Genomic DNA, 17,061 nt, shown 5'->3' on the forward strand with positions numbered 1-17,061 from the left:
AGGGAACTGCATGTCATTTGCATCGTGCGCAGCGGCTGCGAGGACTTGCATGAAAACAGCCGTTCGCCTTTGCCTGCTGCTCGCCTGTCTGCCGACATCGCTGGCGCATGCCGGCTGGCAGGCGGTCGAGAAGGTCGAGACCTATGCCATCTCAGGGCAATCTGGGCCGGAGCTCTATGCCTCGATCGGTGGGCGCGGGCCGCTGCTCGGCGAGCGCCGCGTCATCGCGCATACCAATTTCAAGCTGACCTGGGTGAGGGACTACCAGCCGCAAGGCGACGCCTGCGTACTGGTGTCGGCGCTACCGAAGCTGATGATCACCTACACCTTGCCGAAGCCGGCCGCGCGGCTGCCGGGCGCAATCCAGAAGAACTGGGAGATATTCTCAGCCGGCCTTGCTGCCCACGAGAAGGTGCATGGCGCCAGCATCATCGACATGGTGCATAAGATCGAGGCGGCCACCATCGGCCTGACCGTCGCCGATGACCGCGGCTGCAGCAAGGTCAGGACCGAAGTGACGAGACGTCTCGCCGGAATTTCGCAGGCACAGCGGCAGGCGAGCCGTGATTTCGACCGGGTCGAATTCGGCCCGGGCGGCAAGCTGCGGCAGCTTGTGTTCACGCTGATGACCGGCGGATGATGCTGCAGGGCTGCGGAGGCGGCAGGGTACCACCTTTGCGGCCCTCACGCCTGCTCGGTCGGATAGAGGGTCAGGATGTTGACGTTGACCCGTGGCGGCTGGGTCACCGCGTACAAGATGGCGGCGGCGATGTCCTCGCTTTCCAGCTGCTCCATGTCGCCCAGCCTTTGCTCGACCGCTTGGCGCACATCGGCGCGCATATTCTGGGTGAACTCGGTCTTGACGGCGCCGGGCTCGATGCAGGTGACGCGGATACCGTCCTTTCCGATCTCGCGGCGCAGCGATTCCGCCATCGCGCTCACCGCGTGCTTGGTGCCGGAATAGACCACCGAAGGGTGGATATAACGGCCGGTGCCGGACGAGACGACAACGATGTGGCCGGCGCCTTGCCGCTGCATCGAGGGCAGTGCCGCATGGATCGGATAAAGCAGCCCGAGAATGTTGACGTCGACCATCCGGCGGTACTCTTCCGGCGTCGTGTTGCGGAACGGCGCGGCGACGCCGACGCCTGCAACCGCAAGCAGAATGTCGAGCCGGCCGTACTCCTGCTGGACCCGTTCGACCATCGCCGTGGCTTGCGTTTCGTCGGTGACGTCGACGACAATCGGCAGCGCCGCACTGCCGGTCTCACGGATCCGCCTCGCCAGATTGTCCAGGCGCTCGGCGCGCCGCGCAGCAATCGCCAGCGTGGCGCCCTCGGACGCCAGCGCCAAGGCGGTGGCCTCGCCGATGCCTGAGGAGGCACCAGTCACCAAGGCGATCTTGCCGCTCAGTTTTCCTGTCTGCATCTTTTTCTCCCGAGGTTTTGGATACGCCCTGAAGCTAGGTGCGGATGCTCTGAAAGCAATGCTTATGGGCGACTGAAGGACCGGACGGCTTGCGGGACAGAAGGGCCGGGACAGCGCCCTCCGGCAAGCCCATGTCTGCGCAATTTTCTTTGAGCGAATGAGCGGGCCTTGACGTGACTGGAGCTGTTGCGTCTTGATACGGGCTGCGGGGCTTCGCATGAAAACAGCTGATCGACTATGTCTGCGGGTGGCTTGTTTGCATGCGACGCGCCTGCAGGCACCACCGCGATCCTTTCGTGACCGACCGGGCTAAGCGCAAGATGAAGGTCCTCGTCGTCTATTGCCATCCCTGCACGGACAGCTTCAATGGCGCCGTCCGCGATATGGTGCTGGAGACGCTTGCCGAACGCGGCCATCAGGTCCATCTGCTCGATCTCTATGCGACCGGCTTCGATCCAGTCATGCGCACGCAGGAGTGGCGCGGCTACCACGACAAGGCGGCGAACCTGCAACTCGTGCACGAACATGCGCAGGAGCTGCTCTGGGCGGAGGCGGTCGTCTTCATTTACCCGACCTGGTGGTATGGCCTGCCGGCGATGCTGAAAGGCTGGCTGGAGCGCGTGCTGGTGCCGGGCTTCGCTTTCGAGATTCCGACCGCACGCCGCGGTCCACGGCCCAAATTGCGGCACATACGCCGGGTGATGGCGATGACCACATGCGGTGCCACGCCGCTGATGTCGTGGATCATGGGACAGCCCGGCCGGCGAACCCTGCTGCGCGGCTTCCGCTCCGTCTGCCATCCGCTGTGCCGGACCAAATTCGTGGCGCTCTACCGGATGGACAGCGTCTCGGCCGCCGGTCGCCAGGCGCATCTGCAGCGGGTCAGGAAAGCGGTTGCAAGCCTTGGTCGCGCTGATGCGGTCGCCGCCACAGTGCCTGGCTGATAAGCTAGGCGAGCCGTCACCGGCATAGGCGCGCGTTGACTCTATTCCCCATTTCTGGAAATCTGGAAATATGGACAAGACGCTCGCCCTTTCCGCACTTGCCGCGCTCGGCCAGGAGACCCGGCTGGACGTTTTTCGCCTTTTGGTGCGGGCCGGCGCCGAGGGCGTAGCTGCGGGCGAGATCGCCTCACGGCTCGCCGCGTTGCCGAATACGATGTCGGCCCATCTCAAGATCCTGTCGCATGCCGGCCTGGTGCGGACCGAACGAGAGGGCCGCAGCGTGCGCTACTTCGCCGATATGACCGGCTTTCGCGATCTGCTGGCCTACCTCATGGAGGATTGCTGCAATGGCGCGCCGGAACTTTGCCAGCCGGTCATCCAGGCCGTGACCTGCAACTGCTAGGGGGAGGAGGTTCGTCTTGGTCAATCTTTCCCGCCGCCTTACCGCCGAAGCCCTCGGCACAGCTCTGCTGGTCGCCACCGTGGTCGGTTCCGGCATCATGGCTGACAGGCTGAGCAATGATGTCGCCGTCTCCCTGCTCGGCAACACCTTGCCGACCGGGGCGATCCTGGTCGTGCTCATCACCATATTCGGGCCGATATCCGGAGCGCACTTCAACCCGGCGGTGACGCTGGTATTTGCGCTTCGACGCGAGATCGAAACGAACGCAGCGCTTGCTTACGTCGCCGCCCAGATTGCCGGCGGCATCGCCGGAACGTTGCTCGCGCATGCGATGTTCGAACTGCCGATCCTGCAAGTGTCGGCGACGGTGCGGACCGGAAGCGGGCAATGGATTGCGGAGCTGGTTGCCGCCTTCGGGCTGGTCTTCACCATCCTCGCCGGCCTGCGCTCACGTCCGGATTCGATCCCCTGGCTGGTCGGGCTCTATATCACCGCCGCCTATTGGTTCACCGCGTCGACATCCTTCGCCAATCCGGCCGTCGCCATCGCCCGTGCGTTCTCCAACACGTTTGCCGGGATCCGCCCCGCCGATCTGGCGGGCTTCATCGCCGCCGAGCTTTTGGGCGCGTTGCTGGCCATGGCATTGGCAGGGTGGCTGCTCGCCCAACCGAAACCAGTCCGACAGATGAAAGCTGCGCAATGACCATCACCATCTACCACAACCCTGATTGCGGCACCTCGCGCAACACGCTGGCCATGATCAGGCAGTCCGGCGAGGAGCCGAAGGTGATCGAATATCTGAAGAACCCGCCATCGCGGCAAAAACTCGTCGAGCTGATCGCGGCGATGGGCATGACGCCGCGCCAATTGCTACGAGAGAAGGGCACGTCCTATGGCGAACTCGGCCTGGGCGACCCCAAGTGGAGCGACGACGAGATCCTCGATTTCATGCTGGCGCATCCGATCCTGATCAACCGGCCTATCGTGGTGACGCCGCTCGGCACCATGCTCGCCCGACCCTCCGAAGCGGTGCTCGATATCCTGCCCAATCCGGATATCGGCCCGTTCACCAAGGAGGACGGCGAGGTCGTCATCGACGCCAGCGGTAAGCGCGTCGGCTAGATATCGTCTTATTTCGATCTTTGTCGAAATTCTCTTGACGTGCAGCGATTCTGGAAATAGCTTATTTCCATGAAACTCGAAAAAGCAGCCGCGCAACTTGAAGCCCTCGGCAACTCGACGCGGTTGCAGCTCTATCGGACTCTGGTGCGAGCGGGCGATGAGGGGCTGCCGGTCGGGCGCATCCAGGACAGGCTCGGCATCGCCGCCTCGACGCTGTCGCATCACCTCAAGCGACTGGTCGACACCGGCCTGGTAACGCAGGAGCGCCAGGCGACCACGCTGATCTGCCGGGCCAACTATCCCGCCATGAACGGGCTCATCGGATACCTCGCGGACGAATGCTGCGCCGACGCCACCTGCGCGCCGGCATCGGCGGAAGCGACGGCCAAGACGACGGCGTGATTTTTTTTGGCGACATAATTCGAAATTACCGGAAGGATGGAAGACATGGAAATAATTGAAAAACTCCCCGTCGCGGTGATCGGCGCCGGGCCGGTCGGTCTGGCGGCAGCGGTCCACCTCATCGCGCAGGGCATTCCTGTCAAAGTCTACGAAGCCGGCAATGCGGTTGCATCCAATCTCAGGGATTGGGGCCATGTCCGAGTGTTCACGCCTTGGCGTTATTGCGTCGATCAGGCGGCCAGAGACTTACTCGAGGCACATGGCTGGCGGATGGCCGAGCCCGAGGCATTCCCGACCGCGGACGACCTCGTCGCGGACTATCTCGAGCCGCTTGCAAAGCTTCCGCAATTGTCGCCGTCGATCGAAACCGGCGCCCGCGTCGTCGGCATTTCGCGCTGGGGCGCCGACAAGGTGCTGAGCAAGGAACGCGAAAACCGGCCGTTCATGCTGGTAGTCGAAACCTCCACCGGCACCAGGCGCGACAGCGCCCGCGCCGTCATCGATGCGTCGGGAACCTGGCAGATGCCGAACCCGCTCGGCGCCGGCGGAATTCCTGCAGAAGGCGAAGCCGAATTTACCGACCGCATCGCCTACGGCATACCCGATATTCTCGGCCGCGATCGCAGCCTTTATGCGGGGAAGACGACGCTGGTCGCCGGTTCCGGCCATTCGGCCGCCAATGCATTGCTGGATCTCGCCAGCCTGGCAAATGTGGAGGCCGGCACGGCTTTCATCTGGACAACGCGCGGCACCGACCTGGTACGAATCTATGGCGGTGGCGATGCCGACCAATTGCCGGCACGCGGCGAACTCGGCGCCGAAGTGCGCGAACTCGCCGAGAGCGGCGGCGTCAGGCTGGTGACGGGCTTTGCGGCTGTTTCGATCCGCGATGCCGACGGACGGCTGGTCGTCGAAGGCCAGACCAGGGACGGCTTGCAGGCGCTTGGCCCGGTCGACCGCATCATCGCCGCGACCGGACAACGTCCGGATCTGTCGCTGACGCGCGAGCTTCGGCTCGAGCTCGATCCGTGGCTGGAAAGCGTCAAGGCACTGGGGCCGCTGATCGATCCCAACGAGCACTCCTGCGGCGACGTGCCGCCGCACGGCCACCGCGAGCTCAGCCATCCAGAGCAAGGGCTCTATACGGTCGGCATCAAGAGCTATGGCCGCGCGCCGACCTTCCTGCTGCTGACCGGCTATGAGCAGGTCCGCTCCGTCGCCGCAGCGATCGCCGGCGACATGGTGGCGGCCGATAATGTCCAGCTCGTGCTGCCGGAGACCGGCGTCTGCACCGTGCCGACCATCGGTACTGCCGACAAGGGGTGCTGCGGCGGTCCGGCGCCCGCCGCTTCGGATGCCTGCTGTGTCGCCGATGTCGAAGCGAAGACGATCGGCAAAAGCGGTTGCGGCTGCAGCGTCGCGGCATGAGCCTTTCGCCGCCTTCGACGGCCATCCTGCGCAGCAGCGGCGCGATCATAACCACGCTTGGCCTGACGCAGATCATGGCGTGGGGATCGTCCTACTATCTTCCCGCGGTCATTGCACCGGCGGTCTCCTCCGATACCGGCTGGCCGCTGGCATGGGTTGTCGGCGGGCTGTCTCTCGGCTTGCTCATGGCGGGATTGATCTCTCCGCGCGTCGGTTCATCGATCGAGCGGCATGGCGGCCGCAACGTCCTGGCATTCAGCGCCGGATGCATCGGGGTCGGCCAGATCGGGCTAGCCCTTGCTCCCAACCTTGCGGCCTATATCGCTGCCTGGCTGATCATCGGACTGGGCATGGGTGCGGGGCTCTACGATGCCGCTTTCGCCACGCTTGGCCGCCACTACGGCCACGGCGCGCGCTCCGCAATCACCGCGCTGACGCTGTTCGGCGGTCTTGCGAGCACGATCTGCTGGCCGATCTCAGCCTTGCTGCTGGGGGAGGTCGGCTGGCGCGGCACCTGCCTGGTTTACGCCGCCTTTCAGCTGGCAATTGCGCTTCCGCTCTATCTGGTGATCCTGCCCCGCGCGGCGCCGCAACCGGCAGTCAAACCAGAATTGCAGGAGGCGGCACCGGTCCTGGAAAACAATATGGATCCGTCGATCATGATCGTTCTGGCCGCGACCCTCACGCTTGCGGCGGTAATCTCCTCGACGCTGTCGGTGCATCTGCTCACCATCCTGCAGGGCAGCGGCATGGCGCTGGCCGCAGCCGTCGGGCTCGGCGCTCTGGTCGGCCCGTCCCAGGTGGCGGCGCGCGCGATCGAGATGATGATTGCGCGCTACCACCATCCGATCCTGACCAAGTTCGCCTCAGTTGCCTTTGTGGCGATCGGCGTTTCGGCGCTCTGGGCCGGCATGCCAATCATCCCGGTGGCGCTCAGTTTCTATGGCGCGGGCATCGGCCTCGAATCCATCGCACGGGGAACGCTGCCGCTCGCGCTGTTCGGCTCGAACGGCTATGCGAGACTAATGGGTCGCCTCGCCATGCCGAGCCTGATCGCCCAGGCGGCGGCACCCTCGGCCGGCGCATTGCTGCTGGAGCGCTTCGGCCCGCATGGGACGTTGGCCGCGCTTTCCGGTCTGGCGCTGGCCAACGTCCTCCTGGCATGCGGCTTGGGGTGGCGGATGCTCCGCCGGCGGGAATCGCAGGTTCAATCCCATAGGATTTGACCAGCGTTCACCCCCTTCACCTGGGTAGCGGGAGATCTTCTAGGGGATCGGCAAGGAAGGATGCGGCAATCAGATCGTCGGCATCCAGCCGCAGGGAGCCTTCGGCGCCTCCCATGATGGCGGCAACTTTCTGAAACGTCTTCATCTCGTGCTCGGTGATCTGGGCGCTTCGCATTCTGGCTTTGAGGTCAGCAACGCGCAGCCCCAAACTGTGGGACATTCCGATTTTACGGTTCGACATGGTAAGATGCTCCTCCCCGGCCCATGTTTGTTTTGCCACCCGCCCTTATTCGCATTTCCTCCGCCTGCCTAAATATGAGGCATCGCGAATACAGCGCCCGAACGCCCGATGCAAGGGAAGGTTCCGGCGCGCAGAGGTCACGAAATAATAATGCGAAGGAAGCACGGCCGATGGTCCGGCCGGAGGTAGGACTTAGGTACGACGCCCCGCCAGACAGAGGGTTCCGGAGGCTTATCGGCTGGCGAGGACCATGCGGTTGCCTTCGCTGTCGCGAAACTCCGCCACCGTGCGGCCCGGCTGCCACGGCGCCTCATGAGGTTCGGTGACGATCTCGACGCCGCCCGCTTTCAACGCCGCGGTCATTGCTCCGACATTTTCGTCGACCAGCACCAATACCGGCTCCGCGGCGGGGGTGTCGTCGGCGCGCCTGATGAAATGCAGGTTCGTCACGGCATGCGGAAATGCCAGCTCGATCCAGCGCCAGCCGCCATCGCCCATCTTCTGGTCGGCCAGCACCTGACAGGCGAGATGCCTGGTGTAGAACGCCTTGGCACGGTCCTGGTCGAACACTGGAAGCTCGGCGAACTGGATATGCATGATCGTCTCTCCTGCTTGATGGCTGCCGCGCAGCCGCCCACGCGGGAAAGACGATGCGGGCAACCGAAAAGATTCTTCGGTAATGAGAATCTTTTCGGCGCGGCCGGTCGTCCTTCGTTCATACCAACCAGTCAGGAGACGACGATGAACTATGCGCTCATTCGATATGGTGTGAACCGAGCCGACCTGGACAATAACCGCGCGCTGGTCGAAAAAGTGTTCGAAGCGCTGGGCGAGGCGGCACCGCCGACGGTGCGCTATCTCGTGCTCGAGCTGGACGACGGTTCGTTCGTCCACATCGTCGGTCAGGACGGCGATTCGTCGGCGCTGACCGGGCTTGCGGCCTTCAAGGCGTTTACGGAAAACCACGCCCAGCGCCGCTCCACCCCGGCAATGCGGTCGCCTGTCAAAGTCATCGGCAACTACCGTATGCTGGCGGATCAGAAAGCCGGGTAGCGCCTGCCATGCCGCTCGCGCAGAAATGGGACGGTACGCCGAAAATGAACAGGGCGACTTTGGAGGCGATGCTCGTCGGGTTGCGGCCAAGGCTGCATCGTTACTGCGCGCGCATGGCCGGCTCGGTGATCGACGGCGAGGATATCGTCCAGGAGGTGCTGATCAAGGCGCTACAGGCGATCGACGGCGGCGCGATGGTCGAACGGCCGGAGCAATGGCTGTTTCGCATCGCCCACAATGCCGCGCAGGATCATCTGCGGCGGCGCAATCGGGAAAGGTCGCGCATGACCGAGGCCGACATGAGCGTCATCGAGGACCCCTCCGGTAGCGCCGACAGCCGGCTCGCCGCCCAGACCGGCCTGCGCTCCTTCATGCAGCTTTCGGTGCCGCAGCGCAGCGCCGTGATCCTGGTCGACGTGCTCGGCCTCAACCTGCACGAGACCTGCGAAGTCACCGGCGCGACGCTCGCCGCCACCAAGGCCGCGCTGCATCGCGGGCGGGCGCAGCTCAAGCTGCTGGCGCTGCAGCCCGCGCAGGCGCTCGCGCCGAGGCTCGACGCCGATGACGAGCGCCGGCTGCGGCGCTATGTCGACCTGTTCAACGCGCGCGACTTCGACGCGGTCAGGGCTCTGATCGCCGAGGACGTCCGGCTCGATGTCGTCAACCGCGTCCGCCTGCGCGGCAAGGCCGAAGTGTCGACCTATTTCGGCAATTACGACCGCGCGACCAATTGGGCGCTGTCGCTGGGCTTTGTCGACGGCCGGCCGGCGATCCTCATCCGCAACCCTGGGGACCCGGACGGCGCCGTGCGCGGCTTCATGCTGGTCGAATGGCGGGACGAGCTGGTCGTCCAGATCCGCGATTTCCGCTACGCACCCTGGTGCTTGCCCGATGCGGAGATCGGTACGATTGATCCGTGAGGGGCTTGCCGAGATGGCGCGCGGAGGCGACGTGGCCAAGGTTGCGCCACCGAACAAGTCTGCCATCGCCTCGGTCACCAAGCTGAAGGGCTCCGCTTCCAATTTCGGGGAGCGGTATCGTCGCGACGAGGATCTACGGCCCACAGCCGCCATGCTCGATATAGAGCGGCGCCAGCCTTCGGATCAGGCAGCCTCCTCCTGGTTGACCCAAACGCAAGTGCCACATGGCAGCAAGTTCTTAGAGCGGTTCCGGCTCTCCTGGAACCGGTAACCCGCTCTAACTATCTGTTTTGCCGCATTTATGCGGACGCCAAATGACTCCATTTAGCTGCAAAATGCTCTAGCCGATACCCACGCGGCGCGTCACCTGGCCATTGCTCTCCCAGTATGTGTGTTTCTTGGCAATCAAGGGATCGTCCATCGCCGGTTGAATTTGTCCCGTGGTGCTGACCGCGCGCGAGGTCACCGTGTGTTCTCCAGGAGAGGGATTTGCCCAAGCCAGGGACCAAATTTTCCAGGCGTGTTCTGCCTCCTCACTGTGGTCAATGGTCGCTGGTGCCCAAGGCCCCTGGTCGATTTGCACTTCGACCCGGTCGATCGGCGCCCCCCAGGCTGCGCCAACGATGCGGTAATCTGAGTCTTTCCGGGTAACCTTCGCAGGCGCGGACTTTATCAGCGCTCGCCCGACTGACGTCTCGGCCCATACGGTCTCGCCGTTGTGGTCCTCCTCCCGGATGGTCACATAGTCACGGGCCATCAGAAGGCTCATGAACCGCGTATCGCGAACCTCGATGCGCTTTAGCCACTTGACGTTGGCGATCCCGTACCAGCCTGGCGCAATGAGCCGTACCGGGAAGCCATTGGGCGCCGGCAAGACGGCTCCATTCATTTCATAGCAGAGGAGATTATCGGGGTTCATCGCGTCGGCGAGCGACATGCTGCGAGCGAAGTTCTGCTGCATCTTGACGTCGCGTATTGCGACCTCGCCTTTGTCAGTACCGAAAAAGACGACCTCGATGCCCTTCTCCAGAACGCCGGCTTCCTCGAGGATCGGGGCGAGCGGCGTCCCAGCCCAGCGGGCATTGCCGATGCCGCCGGTGAAAAAGGGAAACCCGTGGTTGCCCGAGCATTCCACTGTGAAAACGACCTCCTGCCGCGGTCGTGCCCTGATGTCGGCGAGCGTCAATTTTAAGGGCTTCTTAACCAGGCCTCCGATCTCCATCGACCATGTCTTCTCGTCGATCGTTGGTCGGTTGAAATGCGAGATGCTGAAGAACTTGTCGTTTGGCGTTATCCAGCTATCCAAATCCTCCCAGACAAGCTGCTTCTGGATACCTACCGGATCGGGATTTTCGGTCGGCTGATCCAGCCATGGAATAACTTCCTCGCTCGGCCGTGTTGGAAAAGCGTAAGCCCGACGCGAGGTATAGAGAGCAGCAATTGCGGCAAGAGCCGCGCTTCCTTGAACAAGAAGTTCTCTGCGCTGAAAATCAGGCATGTTGTTTACCTCCCAGTTGATCCGGAACGGGCTGCAACGTGCCTTCGGCCGTAGCCTGATCACGGATAGGCGACACAATGTGAGGTCTGCCCATTCGGAAGTATCCGGATGGCTCAGACAATCACCGACGCAAGTCAGGCATGTGAAGCGTTGGACGAAACTCTGGCTCGCGTTTCGCATGCCAAGAGTGCGCCTTTGAGAAGGAAGTGTCCACAACTTGGACGGGACATGATGATGATTGCAGCATTCCATGCCGATTTCCGGTTCTGCCAAATCGTTGCTGCTCGGATCGCTGCCGAACGCCCGCTTCTAGGGCATTTCGGGACCTTCGTGGGTTCTCGTCGAACCGCTGTTTCCTGCCGGCCCGTGGGTTGGCCGTGCGGCCGGCACCGCCCTGATCGCCTGGGGCGGCGCAACGCTTTGGTCTGACGACCAGGGCTGCCTCGAATGTCGCATTTGCAGGAGACGATCCCTCCTGACCCAAAGTGCATCGCACCGCCCAGCAGGCCGGCTCACAACGCGTCGGGGCGGACCGGCGGTGCCGTCAAGCTTACGCAGGCATTCAGGCGTCGAGGAACTTTGAACCCTCGCGCCCGTTTACCGGCTATCACGTCTGGAGGTTCCGCCATGAATGTCAGCGATGAAAGGACTGTATCGCTTTGGGCGGCAACCGAAGTCGCGCCTGAGGCGGTTCCGCTCGAGCGGAGTGAACAGGTCGATGTCGTGGTCGTCGGATCTGGCATTGCCGGACTGTCGGTCTCCTACGAACTGGCGATCGCCGGGCAAAAGGTGGCAGTGCTCGATCGCGGCCGGATCGGAAGCGGCATGACGGCACGCACCACCGCGCATCTGTCGTCGATCTGCGACGACTATTTTTCGGAACTGATCAAATTGCGCGGCGAGGAACTGGCGCGGATTTACTACCAAAGCCAGTCGGCCGCTATCGACCGTATCCAATCGATCCTGGAGGCGGAGGGTATCGCGTGTGACTTCCGCCGCCTCGACGGTTTTCTGTTTCCGGCGTCAGGCAGACGGGAATCCGTCATCGAGCGCGAACTGGACGCCGCTCTGAAGATCGGTGTCGACGTCGAGAAAACCGCAGGCGTGTCGTTTGCAGGCTTTTCGGATACGCCCGTCCTTCGATACGCCAATCAGGCGACATTTCACCCCCTCGAATATCTCCGCGGGCTGGCTGCGGGCATTCGCGCGCGCGGCGGCATGCTTTATGCGGAGACCATCGTCGACAAGGTCGCGGAGACCGACGGCGGCGTCCGCGTAAGCACGGTCTCGGGCTTTACCGTGTCTGCCAGATCGGCCGTTGTCGCCACTAATTCGCCGATCAACGATCGGGTCGCGCTCCACACCAAGCAAGCGCCGTATCGGACCTACGCGATGTCGTTCGAGATCGCGCGCGACGTTTTGCCGGATGCACTCTATTGGGACACGCTGGATCCCTATCACTACGTTCGCCTGCAGCCTGGTGAAGGCAAAACCGACTTTCTGATCGTCGGTGGTGAGGACCACAAGACAGGGCAGGCCGACGATGCCGACAACCGCTTCGCGGCCCTGGCGGACTGGATCAAAAAATTGATGCCCGATATCGGCGCGGAAACCAATCGATGGTCCGGGCAGGTGATGGAGACCGTCGACTATGCCGGGTTCATCGGCCGCAATCCCGGCAACCGGCATGTCTTCGTGGTCACCGGCGATTCCGGTCAGGGCATCACCCATGGGGTTGTTGCCGGCCAATTGGTTTCCGACCTGATCCTGAAGGGGGAAAGCCCCTGGCGGGAACTTTACGAACCCTCCCGCAAGACGGTACGGGCGATCGGCGACTATTTGGCGGAGAATGCGACAGCGATCAGGAGTTTTGCCGAGTATGTCGCGCCTGGCGAAATCGATTCCGCCGATAAGCTGCGGCCGGGAGAGGGCGCCATCGTGCGCGAAGGGCTTACCAAAGTCGCGGCTTTTCGCGATGAGGACGGCACGCTCCACAAGCGCTCGGCCGCATGCACCCATGTCGGCTGCCACGTCCATTGGAACTCATTGGAACGCTGCTGGGACTGCCCCTGCCACGGCTCGCATTTTGCCGTCGACGGCACGGCTTTGAACGGGCCGGCCGTATCGCCCCTGGCTCCTGTCGGATAATTTTCTTTTCGCCCCCGCCGCGCAACTCACAATTCCTTCTCGGCCAGCTCCCGAAATGCGTCGGGAACCGACCGCTGTAGTCCGAGCGCGACCGAGGCGTAGCCGACCGCCTCCCAGCCGAAGCGGTCGCGGATCTTGTCGATGGCGCGATCCGCGATCCAGCGCGCCGCGCCCTTCCGGGTGCCGGGGCGGCGGCGGTCGTCGTCGAGCCCGAGCGGCAGCTCCAGTTGCAGCCCGGCATGCTGCTCCAGATGCGATACGGCGATCGCCAGCAGCGAGATGGTCTTTTCGTGCGGATGGTCGATGAGCACCTTGCGCACCAGCGCCTCGGCGATTTCGGCCAGCATGGCGGTTGCCGAAATCGGCTGGTCGAGCGTGACCGAGCGCGTCACCGAGTGCAAATCGGCAAAGCGGACACGAACCGTCACCGTGCGGCCGGGCCGGGATTTCGCACGCAACCTGGTGGCGACCCTGTCGGCCAGATGCAGCAAAGCGGGGACGAAGACCTGCTCGTCGGCCGGTTTTCGGCCGAGCGCCGATTGCGCGCCGGCCGAGCGCGCCCGGCGCTGCGTCTCAAGCTTGCGCGGATCGCGGTTCCACGCCAGCGCGTTCAGTTTCTCTCCCGCCGCCGGCCCGAGCAGGCGCTCCAGCGCCGCACTGTTGGTCTTCGCCAGCTCGCCGATGGTGTTGACGCCGATGCCGGCCAGCCGCTCCCTGGTGACCGGGCCGACACCCCACATCAGCCCGACTGGCAGCTCATGGAGGAATTCCAGCTCGTGGCGCGGATCGACCACCACCAGCCCGTCAGGTTTTGCGACCTGTGACGCGATCTTGGCCAGATGCTTGGTGCGGGCTACGCCGACCGAGATTGGCAAGCCGAGTTCGGCCCGCACGCGGCGGCGGATCTTGCCGGCGATCTCGGCGGGCGAGCCGAACAAATGGGTGCAGCCGGCGACGTCGGCAAAGGCCTCGTCGATCGAAATCCGCTCGACCACCGGCGTGAAATCGCCGAGCACCTTGATTGCCGCATCGCCCAGCCGCTGATAGTCCTTGAAATGGCCGCCGACGAAAATGAGTTGCGGGCAGAGTTCCCGCGCCCGCCGTCCCGGCATGCCGCCGCGCACGCCGAACGCCTTGGCCTCATAGGATGCGGCAAGCACTACCCCGCCGCCGACGGCAATCGGCTTGCCGCGCAAGGCCGGGTCGAGCAATTGTTCGACCGAGGCATAGAAGGCATCCAGATCCGCGTGGAGGATGTTGGCTTCCATCCGGCCCGTTCGCCCGCGGCCACTCGAACGCCGCATTGTCTCGAGTTTTGATTGGAACATAAAGAGAACATTGCGGGTGAATTGTCAAGCAGCGCGAAGGCCGCCGCCGCAATCTACAGCGCCATCTTGTAACCGAGATGACTGGCGGTGAAACCGAGGCGCTCGTAAAAAGCATGCGCCTCCCGTCGACCTTTGTCCGTGGTGAGTTGGACGAAGCTGCAATTGCGCGAACGGCACACTTCAATCGCCCATTCGACCATCAGCTTGCCGACGCCGCGCGAGCGCCATTGCCGGGCGACGCGAACGCCTTCGATCTGGCCGCGCCAGGCACCCTTCCTGGAGATACCCGGAAGGAAGGTGAGTTGCAGGGTCCCGACCACTTGCCCGGCCTCGACAGCCACGGCCAGCAACTGGTTGGGATCGGCATCGATTGCGCTGAAGGCATCGAGATAGGATGGCGCAAGCGGCGTGGATGGGTCTTCCCGGTCTGCGCCGAGCACATCGTCGGCAAGCATTGCAACGATCGCCGGCAGGTCGGGCGCCTGCGCGCGACGGAATTCGATCTCGCTCATCGCGCGAAGACATACGGTGCGACGTCGGCGATCGCAATATCCGTTTTGACTTGTAAGGGAGGCGCCTTCAGGCGGTCTCGATCGCCCAGAGGCGGTGGCCGTAGCGGCGGAAGAAGCGGGCGAAGAGGCGCTGCTGTCTGGCACGGGCGAGGTCGGCGGCGCGCCTTTCCTGCCGCCAGCGCGGCATGTTGCGGAACATCGACAGGAAGCGGGCGGCGTCCTCGAGTGCCTCCTCGGCTGTCTGCGCCGGGCGGATCGCCGCCAGGAACAGAACGCGGCTCAGCTTCATCTGGTCAATCGCCGCCTTGCGCTGGCGATGGCCCTGGCGTGCCTTGCGGATGCCGTCCTGGCGGATGGCCGCGAAAGCGGCAAGCATGGCCGGGCTGTCGCCGCTATAGCCGCAGGCGTGGGCGAACTGGGCTGGGTTCATCGTCGTTTCCTTGCTGCCGGCCGGCTGCGGTTCCGTGGCTCGCGCCGATACCAGCCCGCATGAGATATAAGCATAACTCAAATAATTGAACAAGTGAAACTTTAACGTTGGTGTAAGCGGAACCGACTCGACTCCGCCTCGAAAACCGATAATGATGTGGAACAAAGCAGGAACAATGATAGGGATGGCTATGGCATTGGCGGGCAAGGAAGCGACGATCGCCGATGTCGTCTCGATTGCCGTCGAGTGCATCGATTGCGGCCGTAACAGGTGGTGGAAGCCGGCCGAGCTCAAGCGGCATGGGGTGAGGCCGGAGACGCCGCTATCAGCGCTTTCGGGGCGCCTCATCTGCAAGGCCTGCCGTGCCGATGGCCTGCCGGGCGCCGCCGTTTCGATCCAGGCCGCCTTCATCGACGACCGGCAACGGGTGCGCGCCGAGGCGCGCCTGCTCAACGGTCAAGAGCCGGAGCAGTCGAGGCGGGCTTGAGGGGGGGAACTTCCTTCTCCCCTTGTGGGAGAAGGTGGATCGACGCGTAGCGCCGAGCCGGATGAGGGGTGCTGGAAGAAACTCGGCGTTAAAATATGAAACGATTTTAAGGCCTTACGTAGCGATCCGTCCGGCACCCCTCTCCGACCGAGCTTCGCTCGGCCACCTTCTCCCACAAAAGGGAGAAGGGAAAACCCTCCTCAATACCCCAGCAATTCCTTGAGCGGAATGACGCGGAAGACGTTCTTGATGGCGTAGCGGTTGAAGGTCAGCGTCTTGGGCGGATTATACTGCTCGACGATCAGCTCGGCGGCGGTGCGCTTGACCAGCTTCTTGATGAAGGCCTTGCCGTTTTGCTCGTTCTCTTCGGGCAGCGTCTCGATCACCACATGGTCGCCGGGCACGGCCTCGCGGCCGCCGCAATAGATCATCTCGCCGGGCTCGTAGCGCGGCACCATCGAATCGCTCAGCACGTGCAGCGCAAACACGTTGCGCAGATGCCGGATCCCCGGCGGCCGCTGGACATAGCCGGCCGGCTGGCCGTTGAAGGTGAAGTCGCCATCGTCGCCGCCGACGGCGGTGCCGAGAAGCTGGATATCCATCGGCCCGGCGGGCAGGGGGCCAGGATCGGTGACGATCTCCGCATCGGCAACCGGCCCGGCATCTTCGAGGAAGACGACCTCGCCCTTGCCGAGCGCCACCGGGTCGACGCGCAGGAAGGCGGCGGTCTTCAAAAGGTTCTCGGTCTTGGGCAGGTTGCGCCCGGTTTCCCAATTGCCGACGGCAGCGACGTCGGTGTCGTTGTGCTCGGCAATGTGACGCATCACCAGGCCGCGCTGCTTGCGCGCCCGGCGGATCGCCGCTCCGACCTTGATCGACAGTGCAGTTTTCGCCATGGCTCCCATCTGAGACATAAGATTCGGTTTCGTCTATGCAAGAATCACTTGCATTAGTGTTTGAGTTATGCTCTTATGCGGTCATGCACAAGTCGCTTCACCAGCTTTCGGTCCTTAAATCCGCCGTTCAGCGCGCCGGCAGCGGTCGCCTGGAGGCGGTAGCGCTACCGATCGCCAAGGCCATGCATGTGCCAAACCTTTCCCCTTCGTCGCGGCTGTCCTCCTCCCCGGCCGGGACGATGCCCGAGGCTCGCGCCTCGGTTCCGGCAGCGCAAGCGGCCGGAACGGCCGGAGCCGTTCCCCTCACGGCTCCGGCCACGAATTACCCGTCGACCGGCAACGCGGGTGCCGCGGTTTCCTGGATCCGTACCGAAGACGGCACGGTCATCGCCTTCGACAAGCGGATGGGCAAGGCAGTCTCCGGCGCAACCAGGCAGGCGGCCGAGATGAAGCTCGATCGTAGCAGGCCACGCGAAGGCTGATCGGCTTTCCAGCCTGAGAGCCGGCGAAGCCGGCGCCACACACAACCACCCTTGCAGGGAATAAAACATCATGGCCGCCCGCTATTCCGCCTCTGAATTGGAACAAATCGAGA

General features: G+C 63.6%; 22 protein-coding genes. 14 read left to right on the top strand and 8 right to left on the bottom strand.

Features of this window, described 5'->3' with window-relative positions:
* Window positions 1–49 precede the first annotated feature (49 nt).
* Entirely contained in the window at window positions 50–640 is a 591-nt protein-coding gene (locus NKI79_RS00215; protein WP_352799258.1) for a DUF922 domain-containing Zn-dependent protease, read from the top strand.
* A 44-nt stretch (window positions 641–684) separates the two neighbouring features.
* On the opposite strand, the gene NKI79_RS00220 is transcribed toward NKI79_RS00215, so the two are convergent.
* Window positions 685–1,428: an SDR family oxidoreductase gene (locus tag NKI79_RS00220; protein ID WP_352799259.1), complete on the bottom strand. Its 744-nt coding sequence runs from the start codon at window positions 1,426–1,428 to the stop codon at window positions 685–687.
* Between the two features lie 296 nt (window positions 1,429–1,724).
* Between NKI79_RS00220 and NKI79_RS00225 the strand changes: the two genes are divergently transcribed.
* The 7 genes from NKI79_RS00225 to NKI79_RS00255 all read left to right on the top strand — a co-directional run bounded on the left by NKI79_RS00225 (window position 1,725) and on the right by NKI79_RS00255 (window position 6,953).
* Window positions 1,725–2,372 (top strand): NAD(P)H-dependent oxidoreductase, encoded by a 648-nt coding sequence (locus NKI79_RS00225; protein ID WP_352799260.1) that lies wholly within the window; start codon window positions 1,725–1,727, stop codon window positions 2,370–2,372.
* A gap of 70 nt (window positions 2,373–2,442) precedes the next feature.
* Complete coding sequence (locus NKI79_RS00230; RefSeq protein WP_352475581.1) at window positions 2,443–2,775, top strand: ArsR/SmtB family transcription factor; 333 nt, start codon at window positions 2,443–2,445, stop codon at window positions 2,773–2,775.
* A gap of 16 nt (window positions 2,776–2,791) precedes the next feature.
* Window positions 2,792–3,478, top strand: coding sequence for an aquaporin (locus tag NKI79_RS00235; RefSeq protein WP_352799262.1), 687 nt, complete (start codon window positions 2,792–2,794; stop codon window positions 3,476–3,478).
* Entirely contained in the window at window positions 3,475–3,897 is a 423-nt protein-coding gene (gene arsC / locus NKI79_RS00240; RefSeq protein WP_352799263.1) for an arsenate reductase (glutaredoxin), read from the top strand. The genes NKI79_RS00235 and arsC overlap by 4 nt, the downstream gene beginning before the upstream one ends.
* 69 nt (window positions 3,898–3,966) lie before the next feature.
* Window positions 3,967–4,299 carry an ArsR/SmtB family transcription factor gene (locus NKI79_RS00245; RefSeq protein ID WP_352799264.1) on the top strand — a complete coding sequence of 111 codons (333 nt, stop codon included), beginning with the start codon at window positions 3,967–3,969 and terminating at the stop codon, window positions 4,297–4,299.
* Window positions 4,300–4,344: 45 nt separating this feature from the next.
* Entirely contained in the window at window positions 4,345–5,727 is a 1,383-nt protein-coding gene (locus NKI79_RS00250; RefSeq protein ID WP_352799265.1) for an NAD(P)-binding domain-containing protein, read from the top strand.
* Complete coding sequence (locus tag NKI79_RS00255; protein WP_352799266.1) at window positions 5,724–6,953, top strand: MFS transporter; 1,230 nt, start codon at window positions 5,724–5,726, stop codon at window positions 6,951–6,953. The genes NKI79_RS00250 and NKI79_RS00255 overlap by 4 nt, the downstream gene beginning before the upstream one ends.
* A gap of 16 nt (window positions 6,954–6,969) precedes the next feature.
* Here the strand turns inward: NKI79_RS00255 and NKI79_RS00260 are convergent, their stop codons facing one another.
* Both NKI79_RS00260 and NKI79_RS00265 read right to left on the bottom strand, forming a co-directional pair.
* On the bottom strand, window positions 6,970–7,194 hold the full coding sequence (locus tag NKI79_RS00260) for a hypothetical protein (protein ID WP_254819690.1): 225 nt from the start codon (window positions 7,192–7,194) through the stop codon (window positions 6,970–6,972).
* Window positions 7,195–7,425: 231 nt separating this feature from the next.
* Window positions 7,426–7,791 carry a VOC family protein gene (locus NKI79_RS00265; protein ID WP_254819689.1) on the bottom strand — a complete coding sequence of 122 codons (366 nt, stop codon included), beginning with the start codon at window positions 7,789–7,791 and terminating at the stop codon, window positions 7,426–7,428.
* 144 nt (window positions 7,792–7,935) lie between these two features.
* Between NKI79_RS00265 and NKI79_RS00270 the strand changes: the two genes are divergently transcribed.
* The 3 genes from NKI79_RS00270 to NKI79_RS00280 are packed head-to-tail and all read left to right on the top strand — an operon-like array spanning window position 7,936 to window position 9,438.
* On the top strand, window positions 7,936–8,247 hold the full coding sequence (locus NKI79_RS00270) for a hypothetical protein (RefSeq protein WP_352799269.1): 312 nt from the start codon (window positions 7,936–7,938) through the stop codon (window positions 8,245–8,247).
* 8 nt (window positions 8,248–8,255) lie between these two features.
* On the top strand, window positions 8,256–9,167 hold the full coding sequence (locus tag NKI79_RS00275) for a sigma-70 family RNA polymerase sigma factor (protein WP_352475574.1): 912 nt from the start codon (window positions 8,256–8,258) through the stop codon (window positions 9,165–9,167).
* Window positions 9,157–9,438, top strand: a complete 282-nt coding sequence (locus NKI79_RS00280) for a hypothetical protein (protein ID WP_254819686.1) — start codon at window positions 9,157–9,159, stop codon at window positions 9,436–9,438. The genes NKI79_RS00275 and NKI79_RS00280 overlap by 11 nt, the downstream gene beginning before the upstream one ends.
* Before the next feature lie 69 nt (window positions 9,439–9,507).
* Here the strand turns inward: NKI79_RS00280 and NKI79_RS00285 are convergent, their stop codons facing one another.
* Window positions 9,508–10,665: a sulfite oxidase gene (locus NKI79_RS00285; protein ID WP_352799270.1), complete on the bottom strand. Its 1,158-nt coding sequence runs from the start codon at window positions 10,663–10,665 to the stop codon at window positions 9,508–9,510.
* A 627-nt stretch (window positions 10,666–11,292) separates the two neighbouring features.
* Here NKI79_RS00285 and NKI79_RS00290 point away from each other — a divergent pair.
* Window positions 11,293–12,813 carry an FAD-dependent oxidoreductase gene (locus NKI79_RS00290; protein ID WP_352799271.1) on the top strand — a complete coding sequence of 507 codons (1,521 nt, stop codon included), beginning with the start codon at window positions 11,293–11,295 and terminating at the stop codon, window positions 12,811–12,813.
* A gap of 26 nt (window positions 12,814–12,839) precedes the next feature.
* Here the strand turns inward: NKI79_RS00290 and dinB are convergent, their stop codons facing one another.
* The 3 genes from dinB to NKI79_RS00305 form a co-directional block, all read right to left on the bottom strand.
* Complete coding sequence (gene dinB / locus NKI79_RS00295) at window positions 12,840–14,081, bottom strand: DNA polymerase IV (RefSeq protein WP_352799273.1); 1,242 nt, start codon at window positions 14,079–14,081, stop codon at window positions 12,840–12,842.
* A gap of 113 nt (window positions 14,082–14,194) precedes the next feature.
* Entirely contained in the window at window positions 14,195–14,653 is a 459-nt protein-coding gene (locus tag NKI79_RS00300; protein ID WP_352799274.1) for a GNAT family N-acetyltransferase, read from the bottom strand.
* 67 nt (window positions 14,654–14,720) lie between these two features.
* Complete coding sequence (locus NKI79_RS00305) at window positions 14,721–15,083, bottom strand: hypothetical protein (protein WP_352799276.1); 363 nt, start codon at window positions 15,081–15,083, stop codon at window positions 14,721–14,723.
* 184 nt (window positions 15,084–15,267) lie between these two features.
* Between NKI79_RS00305 and NKI79_RS00310 the strand changes: the two genes are divergently transcribed.
* Window positions 15,268–15,570: a hypothetical protein gene (locus NKI79_RS00310; RefSeq protein WP_352799278.1), complete on the top strand. Its 303-nt coding sequence runs from the start codon at window positions 15,268–15,270 to the stop codon at window positions 15,568–15,570.
* A 200-nt stretch (window positions 15,571–15,770) separates the two neighbouring features.
* Here the strand turns inward: NKI79_RS00310 and NKI79_RS00315 are convergent, their stop codons facing one another.
* Window positions 15,771–16,475, bottom strand: a complete 705-nt coding sequence (locus NKI79_RS00315; RefSeq protein ID WP_352799712.1) for an XRE family transcriptional regulator — start codon at window positions 16,473–16,475, stop codon at window positions 15,771–15,773.
* 74 nt (window positions 16,476–16,549) lie between these two features.
* Between NKI79_RS00315 and NKI79_RS00320 the strand changes: the two genes are divergently transcribed.
* On the top strand, window positions 16,550–16,948 hold the full coding sequence (locus NKI79_RS00320) for a hypothetical protein (RefSeq protein WP_352799280.1): 399 nt from the start codon (window positions 16,550–16,552) through the stop codon (window positions 16,946–16,948).
* Window positions 16,949–17,061: the final 113 nt, after the last annotated feature.

This window comes from Mesorhizobium sp. M0340 (genome assembly GCF_040321535.1).
GTDB lineage: Bacteria > Pseudomonadota > Alphaproteobacteria > Rhizobiales > Rhizobiaceae > Mesorhizobium.